The sequence below is a fragment of the Acinetobacter sp. YH12208 genome (assembly GCF_013418055.1).
Taxonomy (GTDB): Bacteria; Pseudomonadota; Gammaproteobacteria; order Pseudomonadales; family Moraxellaceae; genus Acinetobacter; species Acinetobacter pseudolwoffii.
The window spans coordinates 160,151-178,249 of sequence record NZ_VPCT01000007.1; the positions used below are offsets into that span (position 1 = coordinate 160,151).

21 protein-coding genes and 2 pseudogenes are annotated in these 18,099 nt (G+C 41.6%); 10 read left to right on the forward strand and 13 right to left on the reverse strand.

Translation table 11 applies throughout. The annotated features are described in order from the left end of the window. Positions 1 to 26: 26 nt before the first annotated feature. The 4 genes from FTU95_RS09105 to FTU95_RS15165 form a co-directional block, all read right to left on the reverse strand. The gene (locus FTU95_RS09105; RefSeq protein ID WP_005097867.1) at positions 27 to 707 is read right to left on the reverse strand and encodes a GNA1162 family protein; all 681 of its coding nucleotides are present in this window, start codon (positions 705 to 707) and stop codon (positions 27 to 29) included. After that, the gene (locus tag FTU95_RS09110; protein ID WP_171304303.1) at positions 704 to 1,051 is read right to left on the reverse strand and encodes a DUF4810 domain-containing protein; all 348 of its coding nucleotides are present in this window, start codon (positions 1,049 to 1,051) and stop codon (positions 704 to 706) included. Before FTU95_RS09110 ends, FTU95_RS09105 begins: the two co-directional genes overlap by 4 nt. 45 nt (positions 1,052 to 1,096) lie before the next feature. Continuing rightward, positions 1,097 to 1,768 carry a CsgG/HfaB family protein gene (locus FTU95_RS09115; RefSeq protein WP_005097869.1) on the reverse strand — a complete coding sequence of 224 codons (672 nt, stop codon included), beginning with the start codon at positions 1,766 to 1,768 and terminating at the stop codon, positions 1,097 to 1,099. A 607-nt stretch (positions 1,769 to 2,375) separates the two neighbouring features. Beyond that, positions 2,376 to 2,492: a hypothetical protein gene (locus tag FTU95_RS15165; protein ID WP_086044934.1), complete on the reverse strand. Its 117-nt coding sequence runs from the start codon at positions 2,490 to 2,492 to the stop codon at positions 2,376 to 2,378. Positions 2,493 to 2,760: 268 nt separating this feature from the next. On the opposite strand from FTU95_RS15165, the gene FTU95_RS09120 reads away from it, so the two are divergent. Further along, complete coding sequence (locus tag FTU95_RS09120; RefSeq protein WP_100355581.1) at positions 2,761 to 3,741, forward strand: MBL fold metallo-hydrolase; 981 nt, start codon at positions 2,761 to 2,763, stop codon at positions 3,739 to 3,741. 77 nt (positions 3,742 to 3,818) lie between these two features. On the opposite strand, the gene FTU95_RS09125 is transcribed toward FTU95_RS09120, so the two are convergent. After that, complete coding sequence (locus FTU95_RS09125) at positions 3,819 to 4,442, reverse strand: LysE family translocator (RefSeq protein ID WP_005097872.1); 624 nt, start codon at positions 4,440 to 4,442, stop codon at positions 3,819 to 3,821. Between the two features lie 103 nt (positions 4,443 to 4,545). After that, on the reverse strand, positions 4,546 to 4,728 hold the full coding sequence (locus tag FTU95_RS09130; RefSeq protein ID WP_159516138.1) for an NF038215 family lipoprotein: 183 nt from the start codon (positions 4,726 to 4,728) through the stop codon (positions 4,546 to 4,548). Positions 4,729 to 4,906: 178 nt separating this feature from the next. Here FTU95_RS09130 and FTU95_RS09135 point away from each other — a divergent pair, with 178 nt between their 5' ends. Continuing rightward, positions 4,907 to 5,788, forward strand: a complete 882-nt coding sequence (locus FTU95_RS09135) for a 1-aminocyclopropane-1-carboxylate deaminase/D-cysteine desulfhydrase (protein WP_100534917.1) — start codon at positions 4,907 to 4,909, stop codon at positions 5,786 to 5,788. On the opposite strand, the gene FTU95_RS09140 is transcribed toward FTU95_RS09135, so the two are convergent. Then, the gene (locus tag FTU95_RS09140; protein WP_005169649.1) at positions 5,785 to 6,108 is read right to left on the reverse strand and encodes a hypothetical protein; all 324 of its coding nucleotides are present in this window, start codon (positions 6,106 to 6,108) and stop codon (positions 5,785 to 5,787) included. The two genes, FTU95_RS09135 and FTU95_RS09140, sit on opposite strands and share 4 nt — an antisense overlap. 191 nt (positions 6,109 to 6,299) lie before the next feature. On the opposite strand from FTU95_RS09140, the gene FTU95_RS09145 reads away from it, so the two are divergent. Continuing rightward, positions 6,300 to 7,499: an NAD(P)/FAD-dependent oxidoreductase gene (locus FTU95_RS09145; RefSeq protein WP_005169647.1), complete on the forward strand. Its 1,200-nt coding sequence runs from the start codon at positions 6,300 to 6,302 to the stop codon at positions 7,497 to 7,499. A gap of 29 nt (positions 7,500 to 7,528) precedes the next feature. Here FTU95_RS09145 and FTU95_RS09150 read toward each other — a convergent pair whose 3' ends face one another. From FTU95_RS09150 to FTU95_RS09165, 4 genes are all read right to left on the reverse strand, one after another. Beyond that, positions 7,529 to 7,681, reverse strand: a complete 153-nt coding sequence (locus FTU95_RS09150; protein ID WP_180078241.1) for a hypothetical protein — start codon at positions 7,679 to 7,681, stop codon at positions 7,529 to 7,531. Between the two features lie 125 nt (positions 7,682 to 7,806). Beyond that, positions 7,807 to 7,974, reverse strand: a complete 168-nt coding sequence (locus tag FTU95_RS09155) for a hypothetical protein (RefSeq protein WP_171294128.1) — start codon at positions 7,972 to 7,974, stop codon at positions 7,807 to 7,809. 68 nt (positions 7,975 to 8,042) lie between these two features. Then, on the reverse strand, positions 8,043 to 9,992 hold the full coding sequence (locus FTU95_RS09160; RefSeq protein ID WP_180078243.1) for a mechanosensitive ion channel: 1,950 nt from the start codon (positions 9,990 to 9,992) through the stop codon (positions 8,043 to 8,045). A 203-nt stretch (positions 9,993 to 10,195) separates the two neighbouring features. After that, positions 10,196 to 10,501 (reverse strand): hypothetical protein, encoded by a 306-nt coding sequence (locus FTU95_RS09165; RefSeq protein ID WP_180078245.1) that lies wholly within the window; start codon positions 10,499 to 10,501, stop codon positions 10,196 to 10,198. 567 nt (positions 10,502 to 11,068) lie between these two features. Between FTU95_RS09165 and FTU95_RS09170 the strand changes: the two genes are divergently transcribed. The 5 genes from FTU95_RS09170 (at position 11,069) to FTU95_RS09190 (ending at position 14,943) form a co-directional block, all read left to right on the forward strand. Continuing rightward, positions 11,069 to 11,491: a hypothetical protein gene (locus tag FTU95_RS09170; protein WP_100534919.1), complete on the forward strand. Its 423-nt coding sequence runs from the start codon at positions 11,069 to 11,071 to the stop codon at positions 11,489 to 11,491. A gap of 293 nt (positions 11,492 to 11,784) precedes the next feature. Beyond that, the gene (locus tag FTU95_RS09175) at positions 11,785 to 12,717 is read left to right on the forward strand and encodes a transporter substrate-binding domain-containing protein (protein ID WP_180078247.1); all 933 of its coding nucleotides are present in this window, start codon (positions 11,785 to 11,787) and stop codon (positions 12,715 to 12,717) included. Positions 12,718 to 12,776: 59 nt separating this feature from the next. Further along, positions 12,777 to 13,520, forward strand: a complete 744-nt coding sequence (locus tag FTU95_RS09180; RefSeq protein ID WP_074383457.1) for an amino acid ABC transporter permease — start codon at positions 12,777 to 12,779, stop codon at positions 13,518 to 13,520. Beyond that, positions 13,520 to 14,203 (forward strand): ABC transporter permease subunit, encoded by a 684-nt coding sequence (locus FTU95_RS09185; protein WP_180078249.1) that lies wholly within the window; start codon positions 13,520 to 13,522, stop codon positions 14,201 to 14,203. The genes FTU95_RS09180 and FTU95_RS09185 overlap by 1 nt, the downstream gene beginning before the upstream one ends. Positions 14,204 to 14,217: 14 nt before the next feature. Further along, positions 14,218 to 14,943, forward strand: coding sequence for an amino acid ABC transporter ATP-binding protein (locus tag FTU95_RS09190; protein WP_171063342.1), 726 nt, complete (start codon positions 14,218 to 14,220; stop codon positions 14,941 to 14,943). 71 nt (positions 14,944 to 15,014) lie between these two features. On the opposite strand, the gene FTU95_RS09195 is transcribed toward FTU95_RS09190, so the two are convergent. After that, a complete protein-coding gene (locus FTU95_RS09195) occupies positions 15,015 to 15,776 on the reverse strand; it encodes a ferredoxin--NADP reductase (RefSeq protein WP_100329147.1) in 762 nt (253 codons plus the stop codon). A gap of 85 nt (positions 15,777 to 15,861) precedes the next feature. Between FTU95_RS09195 and gigC the strand changes: the two genes are divergently transcribed. Further along, the gene (gigC, locus tag FTU95_RS09200) at positions 15,862 to 16,740 is read left to right on the forward strand and encodes a LysR family transcriptional regulator GigC (RefSeq protein ID WP_005169640.1); all 879 of its coding nucleotides are present in this window, start codon (positions 15,862 to 15,864) and stop codon (positions 16,738 to 16,740) included. 48 nt (positions 16,741 to 16,788) lie between these two features. On the opposite strand, the pseudogene FTU95_RS09205 reads toward gigC, so the two are convergent. Beyond that, a pseudogene (locus tag FTU95_RS09205) lies at positions 16,789 to 17,503 on the reverse strand (cold shock domain-containing protein). 367 nt (positions 17,504 to 17,870) lie between these two features. On the opposite strand from FTU95_RS09205, the pseudogene FTU95_RS09210 reads away from it, so the two are divergent. After that, positions 17,871 to 18,099, forward strand: a pseudogene (locus FTU95_RS09210) (IS3 family transposase); the annotation flags it as partial.

The window sequence follows — 18,099 nt, forward strand, 5'->3', positions numbered from 1 at the left end:
AAAATCCCCTCAATTGAGGGGATTTTTTACTGCTGAGGACTTATCGAATTCTGTGAAAAATTCGGAGATCTTGGTCCATATAACAAACCTTTTTGCTGATTCAACCGTGGCGAATACAACAATTGACTTACCGTACCTGATAGTACATACGCCTTATCACTTAAATGATTCGAGATTTGATCCACCAAAGCACCAACCAACATACCCACTAAACCAGCATTATTATTGCTGTTAGCAAGGATCTGCTTTTCTGAACCTTCCCAAAGAAGTTGACCAGTTTTTAAATCAACCAATTTAGCTTCTACAGCTACCGTAGCTACCGTTTGAATCACTTGATACTTCGAACCATACTCTTTTACTTTCACATACAAAGCAGCATCAGCGCCAAAAATCTCTTGTAGCTTTTGAGTGCTTACTGTTTGAGCATCAGAACCGTTATAAATACCATTTTCCTTAAACATCGTATCGACAACGCTAATAGGGAAAACGTAATAACCTGCCTCTGCAACAGGAACAGTTACTGTTGACCAATAACTATAAATTGCACGTGTATCAGGAGATTCATTCACAGGTGGCATCACCAAAATAGACTTTGGCATATGCGCGGTGTAGCTGCTTAAATCACGCGTATTTTTAGGGGCTACTGCACAACCTGTAACTAACAATGTTACTGCAACTAAAGCGAATAAATGTTTTAACTGTTTCATTTTTTCGCTCCTGCAATAATAGTTTGACTTGTCATTTTTTTCAGTAAACGATCCATCAAAACAGTTGATTCTGGATAAACCTGACGCTCTAACTCAAAATACTCTACTGCTCGTGGGCCATTATTAAGATTTAAATTTAATAGCCCTAAATGTGCATATAAACCCGGGGGCACAGCCGCATTTTTAGCTTTAGCCTTCTCTATATCTTTTTCAAGTTTAGCAATCTGCTCTTGAGGAGAGGTTTTTTCAGGAACACTTAACAACAAATAAGTTTGTTGCGGATATGTACCCCAACTATATAAAGATTTAGGACCACTTGCACAACCAACCAAACTTAGTGACATCACAGCACCAAGTAATAAAAAAATATTTTTCACAGAATAATCCTATTACTTGTTTGACCATTTACCAGTCTGTAAATCAAGCACAAGATTATTCACTGCTTCACGTACAGCTAAATCTAAAACCTTACCGTTTAATGTTGAGTCATAAGATGCGGTCGAACCAAAACCAAGCACTTCACGCTCACTTAACGCATACTCACCTGCACCTTGTACTGAGTGAACCACTTCTGCAGTTTTTACATCAACTACATTAAGATTAACTTTTGCATAAGCGATTTGCGTTTTACCACGACCTAATACACCAAATAATTGGTGATCACCTACTTCTTTACGACCAAATTCAGAAACATCCCCTGTTAGTACAAAACGTGCGCCTTTAATTGATTGTGTTGATTTTCCAAATCCTGCTTCTTGTTGCAATTCAGATAAATTATCACGATTTAAAACAGAGAAATAACCCGTTTGCTGCAAATGAGTTTCTAAAATTGTTTTTGCTTGCCCCCCCAGACGATCTACATTGTCAGAAAAAATCCCGCGCATATAACTTGAACGGTTATCAAATTTCCCAATAGAAACTGCAGTTTTAGCGCCCGTATATTTTACTTGTGCGGTTGCAGCTGTTACTTGCGGTGCTTGTATTGTTTTTGAGGTTTCAGTTGTTGAACACGCTGTTAAAGCTAAGCAGGTTAAAGAACAAACGAGTGCTGTTTTTTTCAAAATATTAATCCTTGTGACTTAAAAAAATTTTTATTAATTCAAAATAATCTTAACAATAAATAAACAATATCTCCACATAATAAACAAATTAACAATATTTTTTTATAATTTTTATTCATTTAAATAATTAACTTTACTCTTCTTTATAGTCAATAAATACACCTGTATAACCGAGTAAAACTTGGTAATAACAGGATTTTTTCTATAAAATAATTATAAAAACACTGAGTAAAGTCCTGATATGCTAATTCTTAAAAAAATATTCATGTATACACTCTATTATTAAATTGAGAATTTTTTTATTTATTGCCTATAAGACCCAGTCGAAGCATGCTAAAAAACACGTCTTTATAATAGATAAAAATAACGATGAAAATATTCAATCAAAAAATCGTCATAACAGCATTAACGCTTAGCTTATTTATAGCTCTACCCCAAGCTCAAGAAACCGAATTAATCCCCTAAAAAAACAAGTTGCTGGTTACTACCACCACCAAATCATTGCACTACTTGATGGAACAAACTATCTCAATCCATCTATGCTTTAAGGCTTAATCAATACATAAAAAAGCCTCTATCTCTAGAGGCTTTTTTATTGCTGGGTCACTTAGCCTTGCAACACAAATTCCCAAATCACATAGCCCAGTCCAAAACCAAGTAGTGAATATAAGGTAATAATGAAAAATACAAAGCTGGCATTGTTTTTTCTTTTCCAAAAACTCATCGCGACACCCAAAGCTTGTTCGTAATACCCTATGTTAACGAGCTTTTAATAAAAAGTGAAATACATCTAAGCATTTTATTTATAATAATATTTTTACAAAAAACACATTCTTTACTTTCAAAAAATCAATATACAGATTCACACTGAATTTTTAGTACAGATGCTAAATCGCCATTTCGATTTAAAAAAATAGTAAATATATTCATATTCTTTTTTATCAATATCCATGCTAATACATAGAGTTGACTTTAATTACATAAGAATAGCCATGAAATACCTCAGCTCTTCTCTTGTCGGATCACTCCTTGCTTTAGGTTCATTGGCAGGTATTTCCCCAACACACGCACAAACGCCTTCCACTTTAGAACAACAAAAACAGGTTCCCGGATATTATCAATACAGCTTTGGAGATTACCAGATTACTGCCCTGCTGGATGGCACCAATTATTTAGCCAAAGCCTTGTTTAAGGATATTCCTGAAGCAGAAGTGAATCAGATTTTAAAAAAATATTATGTTGACCAAAGCAAAGGCATCCAGACCTCCGTCAATGCTTTCCTGGTAAATACAGGCAAAGAACTGGTCTTGGTGGATAGCGGTGCTTCTAGCTGTAATGGGCCAAACTTTGGGTCTATTTATTCAAATTTACAGGCATCTGGACAAAAGCCTGAGCAAGTCAATACGATCTTATTAACGCATTTACATCCTGATCATGTTTGCGGCATCAGTAATAACGGCGTCGCCAATTTTGCCAATGCAAATATTTATGTATCGCGAGCCGAACTGGATTTCTGGATGAATCCTAAAAGTGTAGAAAAATTACCAAAAGCAAAACAGGCCGGTTTTTTGGGTACAGTCGATAAAATCAAGAAAGCCATCGCACCTTATCAGGCCAAAGGTCAGTTAAAGACCTTTAAAGCTGGCGATAAAATCCATGGTTTTGATGTGATCAGTTCAGCGGGGCATACACCGGGGCATTTTGGATTTAGCTTAAAATCCAAGGGTCAGGAGATGATATTTATTGGGGATATTGTACACTCCCATACCATTCAGTTTGACCGTCCACAGACCGCTATAGATTTTGATATCGATCCGAAAAAAGCGGTTGAAACCCGCTTAAAGTATTTTGCGGAATATGCAAAGAATGGCCAGACGGTGGCAGCACCACATTTACCATTTCCGGGGATTGGGCATGTCTATTCTAAAGATGCTAAAAGCTACCAATGGATCCCCTTGCATTTTAAAGATTAATTTCAAATGATCAGCTGTCCCTTGGAAAGCTAGCAAGAATGATCACTTTCCAAGGATGAGGACTTCAAGTGTTGAAACTATTTCATTCCGAAAATAAGTTTTAGTCCGAGCACGGTCATCACCGCACCTGCTGCCCGGTCAAACAATGCCTTAAACTTTAAATACACACGGCGCGGCTTTTCAGCAGAAAGTGCGACAGCCACGAGTGAGCACCAGCCAGCATCAATAAAGAAACATAAAATGGGCAAAGCAAAGTAGAAATAGTTCGGAATTTCTTTTGGTAATAAGGCGGTAAAAATACTGGCCAGCACAATCGCAATTTTTGGATTCGACAACTGCGTGATTAAACCTGTGGTAAAAGCGCGACGTAAAGACATCTGTTTGGTAATGCTCGAATCTGCCTCAATCGGATCTTTGGCATGCTTAATAATTTTAAAAGCCAGCCAAAGTAAATATAGACCCCCACAAATTTTTAAGGCCAGATAAGCCGACGGCACAGCCAGCAAAAATGCCTGCAAACCCAGTACTGCCAGCAAACCGAAAATTGCTGCACCTAGACCAGTCCCCAGTGCAGTAAATAAACCATGTTTACGTGAAATCGCAATTGAATTTTTTGCCACATAAATAGAAGTCGGCCCGGGACTCATTGCACCTAACATCAGGGCAACAGCAATTGAGCCTAAAATCCAGAATGATTCCACGAGATAACCTGACTTAAAAATTGAAGGATTATTTTAAGCAAAAACCGGATGATTTGCTTTAAAAATTTCAGTATTGGTCAGGAATTTTAGTTACTGTAATGGCTTACTGTTTTAACTGATCCTGAGCAATGAATTGCGTGCCTAACAGTTGGTAATCCTGATCATGTACCGGTACACCGCCAATAATCATGGTACGGGTCTCTGTTTTAGGTTTATTCATCGCATCATCACAACCCGACAAACTGAGCATTACGCCGACCAAAACAGCATAGGACAATATTTTCATTATTCTACCCTCCTCAGGGTTTCCTGTATTTAGATTAGCATCCCTGCTTAAATAATCAGCAGAATATTTGTGACATTCTGCGTCAATTTTTATCTCATGCCTGAAAATGACTTATTCTCAATCCCTGATCTTTACTGCTTTCGCTATAATGGCCGAATAACTGACTGTGTTAATTTTTATGTTTGCAGAGATTGCCCAAAATATTCCCGATCAACAGATTAATTTTCACGATATTATTTTAACAATACGTCGTCTGGATCTGGTACATCCGCAAATTTCAGGCAACAAGTTTTTTAAACTGAAATACAATTTTCTGGAAGCACAAAGACAGGGTTATCGGCAGATTCTCAGCTTTGGTGGTGCGTATTCCAATCATATTGCGGCCACTGCATTTGCCGCACAGCAGTTTGGTTTTCAAAGTGTGGGGATTATTCGGGGTGAGGAGCTGGCCCATCGGCCACTCAATCCGACTTTAGCCACCGCACGGCAGTTGGGGATGCAGCTACATTTTGTCAGTCGTGAACACTATCGTCGCAAGCAACAGCCTGAGTATCTGGCCGAAATCGCACAACAATTTCCTGAGCATTATCTCATTCCTGAAGGTGGAACCAACGCTTTGGCCATTCAGGGCTGTCGGGAAATTTTAAGCCCGCAAGATGCTCAATTTGATGTGGTTTGCTGCGCAGTAGGCACTGGTGGAACCATCACCGGTCTGATCGAAGCCAGTCAGGCTCATCAGCAGGTTTTAGGATTTTCAGCGCTGCAAGGCTCATTTTTAAAAGATGAAGTCGCGCAACTAACCAGCAAAACCAACTGGACTATTCTGGATGATTATTGCTGTGGCGGCTATGCCAAAACCAGCACAGCCCTCATGCAGTTTATTCGGGATTTTGAAACCGAATTTGCCATTCCACTAGAGCAGGTCTATACCGCTAAAATGTTGATGGGCATCTTTGATTTGATTGAAAAAGATTATTTCCCAGCAGGATCTAGACTGCTGGTGATTCATAGCGGTGGGTTGCAAGGCCGTAACATGGATACTACTTCTACAATTGCTTAAGCCTGAATCGGTTGATTATTATTCAGCGCAATCATCCCTTTGACCAAGCGGTAGATATGCCAGATAAAGACCAAAAATATGATTAGAAATCCGATCAAGATCATAGTTAATAAGCCACCAACAATATAACCCAGCAAACTGACCCAGAAGGTTTTAATCTGCCAGTCCACATGACTTTCCAGCCAGGTGCCGCGCATTTCATCACGTTTAATATAGTTCATGATAATGGCTATAAATGGGGTCACACCCAGAAAAAACCCCAGAATATAAAGAATATAACTGATCAGGTTGTATTGTTTTAGATCCTCTGACGTTGCCATAAGCCCTGCCTTATTATTGTGACTTTTGTAAAACTGTACAAAAACTATGCATGATTTTAAGCCGACTTACAAATATTTTATGTTTAAACTCTAATACGGATTGGCAATCAGCCTGTTGATTGTTCAGGAATAGAGAAAGCGGAAATAAAATTGTCTATAATGCTTTCCTTTTGTTCTCCCTCGAGTGTTTTATGTCTTCCAAGCAATACGATGTTCTCGTCATAGGTGCCGGTGCTTCAGGTTTAATGACGGCGTATATGGCTGCACAACGTGGACGTAAAGTCGTAGTGGTGGAAAAAGCCAATAAAGTTGGCAAAAAAATCCTGATGTCTGGCGGCGGTAAATGTAATTTTACCAATCTGGAGGTCGAACCAAGCCATTATATTTCGCATAATCCACATTTCGTCATTTCAGCATTAACGCGTTATAGCAATTGGGACTTTATTGGCCTGGTCTGTGAATATGGTATTGCTTATGAAGAGCGCAAACATGGACAACTGTTTACCCTCAATGGTGCAAAAGATATTCTGTCGATGCTGTTGGCAGAATGTGACAAGACCGGTCTGGTCGATCTTAAAACCAGCTGCGAAGTAAAGGCAGTCAATCCAGTCGATGATCAAGGATTTCAAGTCGCTACATCACTTGGATATTTTGAGGTTGAATCTGTGGTGGTGGCATCGGGTGGCTTGTCCATCCCGACGCTGGGGGGTTCGGGCATTGGCTATGATATCGCAAAACAGTTTGGACATCATGTTTATCCAACCCGTGCCGGTTTGGTGCCCTTCACTTTCTCTGATGGATTTAAGGAGGTGACGACTCGTTTGAGTGGCAATGCCGTAGAAGCGACACTCTCCAATGAGCTCAACAGTTTCACCGAAGCACTGCTGTTTACCCATCGTGGTTTAAGTGGCCCAAGCTCCCTGCAATTGTCCAATTACTGGAATGTCGGTCAAAGCTTTCAAGTCGATTTCTTACCAAGTGTAGATTTGCTGGATTTCTTTAAAACCAAAAAACAAAGCCAGCCCAAAGTGTTATTGCGCACTTTACTCAATGAATTTTTACCGAAAAGTGTCGTGGCTGAATTACAGGGTCTAATCTGGACTGACGTCGCAGAAAACCCAATTGGCAATATCAGTGATAATCAACTGGAGCAGATTGCGACACGGCTGCATGGTTTTGAAGTGAAACCATCCGGAACAGAAGGCTACCGTACTGCGGAAGTGACTTTGGGTGGTGTGGATACCAGCGAAGTCTCTTCAAAAACCATGGAAAGTCAAAAGCAGAAAGGCCTGTATTTTATTGGTGAGGTGCTGGATGTTACCGGACATTTGGGCGGCTATAATTTCCAATGGGCATGGTCATCCGCGCATGCCGCATCGGAATATATTTAATCAATAGATCATCAAGACTGATATTTAGTTCATTCCAGATAATCTGTCTTAAACAGCTTGAGATTGGCCGTATTTCCTAAACGGTCAATCGTCAGCTGCATTTTTCGAGTGGCTTCTCGCAAATATGGCGGTGCTTCATCTGCTGAAGTGTTCTTGAATGTATATGATAGTGTTTGCCACATGATGTTGATCTCCCTTTTTTATATTTTTAATGCAAGAAGAATACCAAAATCATTTTAGTATTCACCTGAATATTATATATTTCTTAAAGGCCAAATTCTATTGTTTGTTATTCAGCAGAATTCTTTCAGTTAAATTCGTCTGTATCAGGTATTTTCCTATCCAGCGCTCGCTCTGACTGCTCGTCCTGTTTGCTCTTCACAAAAATAAATCGATAGGCAGCGGTAAAAAAGCCAAGGGTAATTCCCGCGATAACCAAAGGAGCCAGAACTTTGTTGGGTTTCTTGCTATTCATTTATTTTTCCTCGTGACTGAAAAAAATCGACCACATGAGCGTGGCCGATTTTGGTTAAAAATGACAGGTTATTTCAGGTCATCTTTTTTCTGAGTGGAACGATCAATATCGACATTTGGTTCTTTTTCTCCGGTTGAACCAAATGGATTATTGACTGGCGGATGAGTCGGATCGACTTTTACTGAATCAGGTACGGCTTGATCCGCATCCGGATTGACCGGATCAATACCCAATGATTCATCATCCTGCGGTGCAGTGGTGAGGATTGCCGGTGTGGTATGCGATAAGTCCGTACTCATTGGCGTAGTACCCTCTGCGTCTGAATCTTGATTTGGCACAATACCTGCTCCTGGCGTAGTGGTTGAAGAATCAGTAGTATCGGTCATGTTTTGTGAACGGTCGGAGTATTGTCCCATTGATGTATCTGTAGAACCCATCCCCATCGCTGCACCTGTCGTGCCTGCCATGTCCGTTGTACTTGAAGTACTCTGAGTACCTAATCCTGAAAATATGCTGTTTTCAGCTTGATCTTTGACTGGATTCGGTTCTTTGGCTTCGCGTTTTGCTTTATCAATCAGATCTGTTAAAACTCGCTCCGCAGGCTGACGACCACCCAGACCAAAAGCCAGAGCAAATGCTACTGCGACAGCACCCAGCGTTAAACCAAATGCCAGGTTCACAATCGAGTCGGCAATACCCATGGCACGTAGACCCATGGCAACGACCAAGCCCATAATCAGGACACGCACCAGATTCGCTAACCAGCGTGAGCTGTTATATTCACCGCGTTGTACGATGTTCGCGACAATATTTGCCAGCCAGAAACCGATCACCAGAATCACGGCACCGAGCAAGATGTTGGCGCCGAAGTAAATAAACATCGCAATCAGGCCGCTCACCTGTTCAAAGCCGAGACGGTCTGCTGCTTCGGACACCGCAAATAACATGGTGAACAATACGATCAGATAACCGACCACACTCGAAAGTTTAGTGGTGCCTAAAAAACGCTGTACATCCAGTTTGGCAGGAATTTCATCAACACCTGTACCCGATACCACTTCAACCACCAGACGTGCGACCAGTTTAGAGACCACATAAGCCAGAATCAGAATTAAGGCAGCAGCGATAATATTCGGAATGGCATTCATGATTTCATACAGCATTGCCGTGGCAGGCTGAGAAATCGCTTCGACACCCAATGCTTCAAAAGCAATAATCAATGCAGTAATGATCACGACGGCGAAGATGAATGAACCAATCACCTGTGCCACATTGGAATTTTTGAAAATACCTACTTTTTCAGCTTGTTGTTGTACATTCAGACTGTTTAATAGGCCTTCAACAATACCGCGAACAATTTTTGCCAGAATATAACCGACAAAAATGATCACTGCAGCAATAAAGATATTTGGTAAGTAGCTTACGACATCAGTCAGCATATTCTGAACTGGTAACAACAGACCGTTGAGTCCCAGAATAGACAGTACGATTGGCAAGAACAGTAATAAAATTAACCAGTAAGCAATTTCACTGATGTTCTGACTAATGGGACTGACACCCACTTCAGCACTGAGTTTTTCATCTAGTTGGGTTCGGTCAAGTAGCTTTTGTAGCCCTATTTTCACCAGGTTGGCGACAATCCACCCTATGAATCCGACTGCAATTGCACCTAGTAACTGCGGGATAAATAACAGGAATTGCTGAATCATATTACTGAAAGGACCACTGATACTGGTCAGGTTGAGTACATTCAGTGAACCAATTACGGCAATAATCAGAATAATCCAGAACACCACCCGGGCAATAATACTTTCGATATTAGAGCGATGGCCTGTCGCCGTATTTAAATGTGTATTGGTTCCAAGTTTTTGCAAGACTTTCTTGACTGCTGCCGAAACCAGTAATGCAATGATCCAACCAATGACTAATATGGCAATTGCACTCAGAATGGGATGAAACTGATCCCAATAATACATGGCGTCGAAGCCGCCACGCGGACTTCTCATATAATCATTCATGTTGTTTTACCCTCTTTGTTATTAAGCTATTTATCTGAAATCGGGAGCCTATCCTTGAAACATTCAGCCCCTTCTTCTTTCGGATTCACCTTCAGATTTGATGTTTTTAGACTTGAGCCAGCTAGCTATCATTAGCTTAAACATCACAATATATTGCAAAAAAGCCCCAGTGGTTTCACTAGAGCTTTTGATATATGTCTGAGTTATCGAGCCGCCTGTGCATCATCTGTCGCAGTTGCTGTTGCTTCTGTTCCATCACCTAGCGTTGCAGTAGCTTCTGTAGGTTCACCGACTGGAGTCGTATTGTTTGGTGTCGCAGGTTGCACACTAGGGTTCGGATGTCCAGCAGGTGCATCATTTGCGTCTGGATTCATGTCAGCAAACATATAGAACAGTAATGCCAGTAAAAAGATACCTACCAAAATCAAGATATAAACAGGAATACGCTTTTTTTGCGTCACTGCTGTCTGATGATCTAAAGGTGGTTTTTTATTGAAATCATCGACCATAACCATCCTCACTCTTTGTTATTCATAAGTAGATTTTTAGCATAACAAGCAGTTAAAACAGCTTCTGTGACAAAACATGGTGAGATGGTGACGGGATGTAAGTTATATGTATGAATAATATTTAGAATAATCTTTAAGCAATCGTGCTCATTTTTAATTCACTGATCGCTACTGGTTGATGGTGAATGGGTTTAACTCAGTATTATCCTGCTATTCATTTTCCCCTCATGTGAATGACATAGAAAATTACTGGCAGATCAACACATCTAATCGCTTGAATAATTGCAACACTATTCGCTTAAACCTTCTTATAGAGCGATATAAAGCGTATCAGAAAAGAAAAAGGCTTTATAATCAATCTGATAATGAGGTTTAGCTTCTCCATTCTTTTCCAATCCCAGTTTGCTTGAGTTGCCTGAGTGGTATGCAGTCCTTTGAAATTCAAGAGCTTCAGTACGCGACCTCAGGGCAGAACCAACACTAAAATTTGCGCTAAACAATAGCACTGCTCAGTTTCTATAAAATGGGCTATAATGTGTCCCTCATTTTTTTATTTCATCGAGCTCTATGGCGTATCGTCAACAAAGTGTATCGTTGGATCTTGACACTGATGTCACCCACCAATGCACTTTGCATCATACTCGCGATCAGCATCTGATCGGGATTATCGAATTCAGTAAACCGAGTTTTGCACTGCGCTGGCAAGACCTGGAGTATTTCCGTCGTCGTACTGAAGAGTTTTCCGTGATGCCTTTCCCGGACTGTGTCAACGCAATGATTATCGATATCCGAGATGTAACAGCATGGCTTGACAATGAAGTGCCAATTATTCCATGGCGTTTATTGGAAGAGGATTGTCCGGTACGCTTAGTCGTCCCTGCGGATCGTCTTGAGCACTACGCTGGATTCTTTGAACCGACCTGGCTCAGCGCCGATGTCGAAACGGCCATTCAAGAAATTCGTGAATCGATGGATATGTTTGTGCATTAAGCTTGAACCGATAAAAAAACCTCCAGTTTGGAGGTTTTTTTGTGACTTTTTCTTTCTTATACTTGTAGTTCAATCTCTTTATTTATTTGCATTCCTTTGAGCATCCCACAGATTTCCTTTTCTGATTCAGTAACATTTCAGCAATAAATTCAGCTTGAGTCATGCTTGAATCATCAACTAAGATGAATATAAACGAATACTTAGACTTTATAGCAATAATCAGAATATTGTCTTAGCAGCGCCTGAAAACAGGCGTACTCATAATAATTGAAAATGAAAAATGGAGTTTCACGATGAAAACAAAGACTCAATTCGCTACGCTGCTGTGTGCCAGTGCCCTGACCTTGGGACTGAGTGCCTGTAGTGATAATCAGGCACCAAGCAATCAGCAAGGCAGCGAGAATACTTCTGGCACGCTCAATAAGATCAAACAGTCCGGCACGATTGTATTAGGTTATCGTGACTCCTCGATTCCATTTTCTTATATCGCTGACAATCCGAATCAGCCAGTCGGCTATGCCCATGACCTGCAATTAAAAGTGGTCGAAGCCGTCAAACAAAAGCTGAATCTTCCTGATTTAAAAATCCGCTACAACCTGGTGACCAGCCAGAACCGGATTCCACTGGTCTCCAACGGTACGGTTGATCTGGAATGTGGTTCAACGACGAATAATAAGGAACGCCAGCAACAGGTCGATTTCTCTGTCGGCTTTTTTCAAGTAGGTTCCCGTCTATTAACCGCAACCAATTCTGGTATTCAAGATTTTAGCGATCTGAAAGGCAAAAAACTGGTGACCACTGCCGGCACCACATCGGAACGCTATATTCGTCAGCATGAAAAAGAATTGGGCATTGGTGAAATTATTTCGGCCAAAGACCATGCAGAATCCTTTTTAATGCTGCAAAGTGGCCGTGCTGCTGCCTTTATGATGGATGACATTTTACTGGCGGGAGAAAAATCCAAGGCTAAAAATCCGCAACAATGGCACATTGTAGGTACAGCGCCCATCAATGAAATCTATGGCTGTATGTTACGTAAGGGAGACCCCGAATTTAAGCAGGTGGTAGATGACGCGATTAAAGCCACATATAGCTCCGGTGAAATCAATAGCATGTACCAGAAATGGTTCCAGTCGCCAATTCCACCGAAAAATATCAACCTGAACTTTGCCATGTCTGATGACTTGAAGGCCCTGATCAGCACCCCGCATGATCGCGATCAATAGATTCTGAATCTTATTCATCTGCTTAAGCATCACCTGTTTAAGCCCATTTTGGAGTGATCATGAATTACAGCTGGAATTGGGGTGTCTTATTACAACCGACCGGGATTGGTGATAGCACCTATCTCAACTGGATCATGACTGGCCTCGGCTGGTTAGCGGTCATTGCGATTGTAGCCTGGTCGATTGCCATGCTCTTGGGTAGCCTGCTGGGCATCATGCGCACCTTGCCCAGCCCAACGGCCCGGGCGATTGGTAGCGCTTATGTCACCATTTTTCGGAATGTGCCTTTACTGATCCAGTTATTTATCTGGTTCTATGTGGTTCCGAATTTTCTGCCGAACAGCATTCAAAGCTGGTGGATCAATGATCTGGGAGCCAATACCACGGCGCTGATTTCAGCCAGTATTGGTTTGGGACTGTTTACCGCAGCGCGGGTTTGTGAGCAGGTGCGTACCGGGATTGAAGCCATTCCACCCGGGCAGATCAATGCCGGCTATGCTATGGGGTTTAGCACCACACAATTATATCGCTATGTGATTTTACCGCAGTCTTTTCGCATGATCTTACCTCCCTTAAGTTCTGAGCTGACCAACTGTGTCAAGAACACCTCGGTGGCCTCACTGGTCGGGGTTGCGGAACTCATTTCCCAGATGAAAACCATCAGCGAATATACGCAAAATACCATTGAGATTTACACCTATGTCACCCTGATTTTTATCCTGATCAATGTCTGCCTGATTGGCTTGATGAACTTTCTGGAAAAGCGCCTTCAGGTGCCCGGTCTGATTGCGGGGACTAAATAATGGAATGGTTCACTGCATTTTTTCAGGATTTACAATTATCCGCACCTGCTCTATGGCATGGTCTGAGTATTACTTTAAAAGTCTTATTTTTTGCCACCATTGGCGGGGTCTTTATTGGCACCTTACTGGCATTGATGCGGCTGTCTTCAATCAAGGTGTTGAACTGGATTGCCAAGGGTTATGTCAATCTGTTCCGTTCGATTCCCCTGCTGCTGGTACTGATGTGGTTCTACTTCGCTGTGCCTTTTATCTATACTGGGGTGACTGGAAAATATCTGACCATGGATACGGCACTGGTGTCCAGTATTGTGGCTTTTATGCTGTTTGAAGCCGCCTATTTTTCCGAAATTGTCCGTGCCGGAATCCAGTCTATTCCTAAGGGACAAACAGATGCGGCCTCTGCCCTCGGCATGAGCTATGGCCAGTCCATGCGCCTGATTGTACTGCCTCAGGCCTTTCGCAAAATGACACCGCTATTATTACAACAGACCATTATTTTGTTTCAGGATTCCACCATGGTGTATGCAATTGGCCTGTTGGACTTTTTCCGCAGCAATTATGTACGTGGTGACCTGATGGGCTTACTCACCCAATATATTATTTTTGCCGGTTTGGTCTATTTCACCATCAGTATGATCGCCACCTATATTATTAAAAAATTACAGCAGAGGTTAACTGTATGAACGAAGCCAAAGTCATGATTGACCTCCAGCATGTCAGTAAATGGTATAAAGATTTTCAGGTACTGACCGACTGCACCACCCAGATTCGGCAAGGTGAAGTGGTGGTGGTTTGTGGTCCTTCTGGTTCAGGAAAATCAACCCTGATTAAAACTGTCAATGGTCTGGAACCTGTTCAGCAAGGCAGTATTCTGGTCGATGGAATTAAAATTAATGATCCGAAAACCAATTTAAATAAACTAAGAAGTCGCGTGGGCATGGTGTTTCAGCATTTTGAATTGTTCCCGCATCTCAGTATTACTGAAAATCTGAGCATTGCCCAGATCAAGGTATTGGGTCGTTCTGAAGCCGAAGCCAAACAGAAAGGACTTGCTTATCTGGATCGTGTCGGCTTAAGTGCACAGGCCAATAAATTCCCGGCACAACTTTCTGGCGGACAACAGCAACGTGTCGCGATTGCTCGTGCGCTGAGCATGGATCCGATTGCCATGTTATTTGATGAACCAACTTCTGCGCTTGACCCTGAAATGATTAATGAGGTGCTCGATGTCATGGTCGGTCTGGCCAAAGAAGGCATGACCATGATGTGTGTCACCCACGAAATGGGCTTTGCCCGACAGGTTGCCAACCGGGTCATCTTTATGGATCAGGGAAAAATTGTGGAAGATTGCAGTAAAGATGATTTCTTTAATACAGCGCGTGGTGAGCGTGCCCAGCAATTCCTGAACAAGATTCTGCACTAAGCTGTCATTATTCACCTTGCAGATAAAAAAGCTCATCCAAGGATGAGCTTTTGACAATCAGCAATTCAGACTTACCAATAATTCTCGACTGCAATATTGCCTTCACCACGCCGGTTCATGATCAGGCCACGGGCTTTTAAGGCTTCTTTGGTATCATCGACCATTTCCGGGTTACCGCAAAGCATGACATGGGTGGTTTGCGGATTGAGCTGCATACCTGCGGCTTTTTCCAGCTCGCCATTGGCAATCAGCACCGGTAAGCGGTCGTGCAAAGGTGCATCAGGCTCACGGGTAATAATCGGAATAAATTTAAATCCGCTATGTCCTTCGCCAAAGGTTTCGGCAATTTCCTGAATCCGTTCCACATAAGCGAGTTCAGCCCGGCTACGCACGCTATATACCAGATTGATTTTTTCGTATTTGCTCCAGGTTTCAAAGTCTTGCAACATACACAGAAACGGTGCCAGACCAGTTCCAGTGCCCAGTAACCACAAGTCTTTGGGCAAGGGCAACTGATAACGGGCCAGCGTCAGATAACCATACGGAATTTTTTCCAGAAACAGCTCATCCCCTACTTTAAGGTGCTGTAAATTGGAGGTAAATTTACCTTCTGGAACCACAATCGAAAAAAACTCCAGAGTTTCATCAAAAGGAGATGACACCACCGAATAGGCACGAACCACCAGTTCATCTCCCACTTGCAGGCCAATACGCGCAAATTGCCCCGCAGTGAATTTGAAGTGTGCCGGGCGTGTCATGGTGAAACTGAATAATGTATTGGTCCAGCGGTGTACAGATAAAACTTTTTCTTGGCTAAATTTTTCAATTGACATGATTTCAACGTGGCATGAAAGACTGTGCTCATGGTAGCATGGCAATATAATTTATTAATATTTTTTAAATGTTAAGGCTCTACTCATGCGCATGACTTTACGCCAATTGGCTGTTTTTGTAGCAGTGGCACAAGAGGGTACCGTAACGAAGGCTAGCGATGCCGTCAAACTTACTCAAAGTGCGGCTAGTATGGCTTTAGCAGATCTGGAAGATGGTCTGGGTGCTCCATTATTTGACCGTCTAGGCAAACGTTTACAGCTCAATGACCTAGGGCGCTTTCTTCTCCCTCAAGCGCTGGAAATTTTAGGTCGATGCGAATCTTTTGAACAGGTTGCGAAAGGTGAGCTTCAAAGTATCGATTTACGTTTAGGTGCAACCCTGACCATTTCAGATTACCTGATTCCTGACCTGATGGCCGATTTTCTAAAAATTCAGCCTCAAGCGCATTTACAGCTGCAAGTTGGTAATACCCGTCAAATGATTGAAGCGGTGAATCAGTTCCAGCTAGATCTGGCCTTGATCGAAGGCTCCTGTCATCTGCCACAACTGCAATGTATCCATTGGCGCGATGATGAGCTCGCGGTGTGCTGTGCACCGGATCATCCCCTAGCGCAATTGAACCGTGAGCTGACCGCGGAAGATTTCAAATCTGTAGAGTGGATTCTGCGCGAAGAAGGTTCAGGTACTCGCGAAGTATTCGACAATGCCATTTTGAAAGATGTGCCGGATGCCAATATCCGTCTGACACTTGGCCATAATGAAGCAATTTTGAAAATCGTAGCCGGCGGAATCGGCATGTCCTGTATTTCCAAACTTGCGATTGAGCCTTTACGCGAGAAAGGTCAACTGGTGATTCTCAATACTCCGTTCTGGTCTCTAACGCGTCCATTGTTTATGCTGGTACATCGCCAGAAATATCAGGGGCCAGGCCTGAGAGCCTTTATGAATTTCTGTGAAGCTTAAATTTTTTTTTCAATCAAAAAGCACCTGAAGGTGCTTTTTTATTCTATCTTAAAATTGGCTTTCACACGGGATACCATCGCCGTCACCATCCATTTTAGTATTTGGACAGTTCCGGATAAAAAATAAAGCCTCTTCGTAAGAACTCATCTGGCTACAGTGTTCTCGACTATCGCATTTGAATTGAGATACAGATGGCGAAGCCGTTTCTGAAGTTTTCGGATTAATAGAGTAACTTTGGCTTGGTAACTCAGCACCGCGATTTTCTAGATTCTTCCTCCCCTGCTCAGATAATCCCTCCATAGCTAAGTGCCGCTCGCTGCTCAACTACAATTCGTTGCTGCTCTACCATCAGTTGTTCAAGCTTCTGCTGTTTTTGAACTTGGTAGCTTTGGTATTTGTTATAAACAAGCCCAACAAGAATCGCAATAATAATTAGTCCCGATATTGTGATTAGTTTGGATCGAGTTGATGATTTTGTCTTTTCATAACGTGGAGAAACATGTACTTCAGGATCTTCATATAAATCATTATTCTGCTTAATAACCAATTTTGATTTAATATCCAGCCGGACAATATGGTCTGCCTTAAACTTTCCATTATCTTCAACCATTAAAAACTTTAATTTTTCCCCAATTTTTAGTGGAATATTTTGATTGGGAAAGTCTTTAATGTGAAAAAATAAGTCTTTAGATTTCCCTTCGATTTGAATAAAACCAAAACCACGCGCTTCGTGATAGGTTTTGATTTTCCCCTCTTGAAACATAATTCACTCTTGTCTTTGATATTTTTAATAATTGTAATAAAAAATACATCAAAAAGCTTTTATGAAATTCTTTAATAGAAAAACCAAAAAAGCACTTATAGGCGCTTTTTTAAATTGAAGAATAGAGAAATACCGAGTTAAAAATAGAAAATTAAAAATTTCTGGTTTAAATTTATACTTCACCCAAAATTATAAAACCAACTGCGGATACCAGTGCCAACCATAGCGTTGGGCTAAAAAGAATTGAACGCTTTAACGGAACAGATATTGTGGGTGCCAAAGATGGTAATGCCACAACTTCCGCTACAAACTCGTCCTGAACCGTACCGGGTTTGTCGGAGAGTCAATATTCTGAGAGACTATCCCGATGACAAAATTAAAATATACCCCTGAAATCAGAGAAAGAGCGATTCAATTATTGATTGAATCTGAAAAAGATTATCCTTCTACTTGGGCTGCAATCACAGCAATTGCTCCCTGAGCAGTATACTGCGCAAGGGTTGTACTCCTGAAACACTACGTGTTTGGTATCAAAAATATTTAGATAAACAAAATCCAGTTAAAGTACAGCAGCTTTCAGACCAAGAACGTATCAA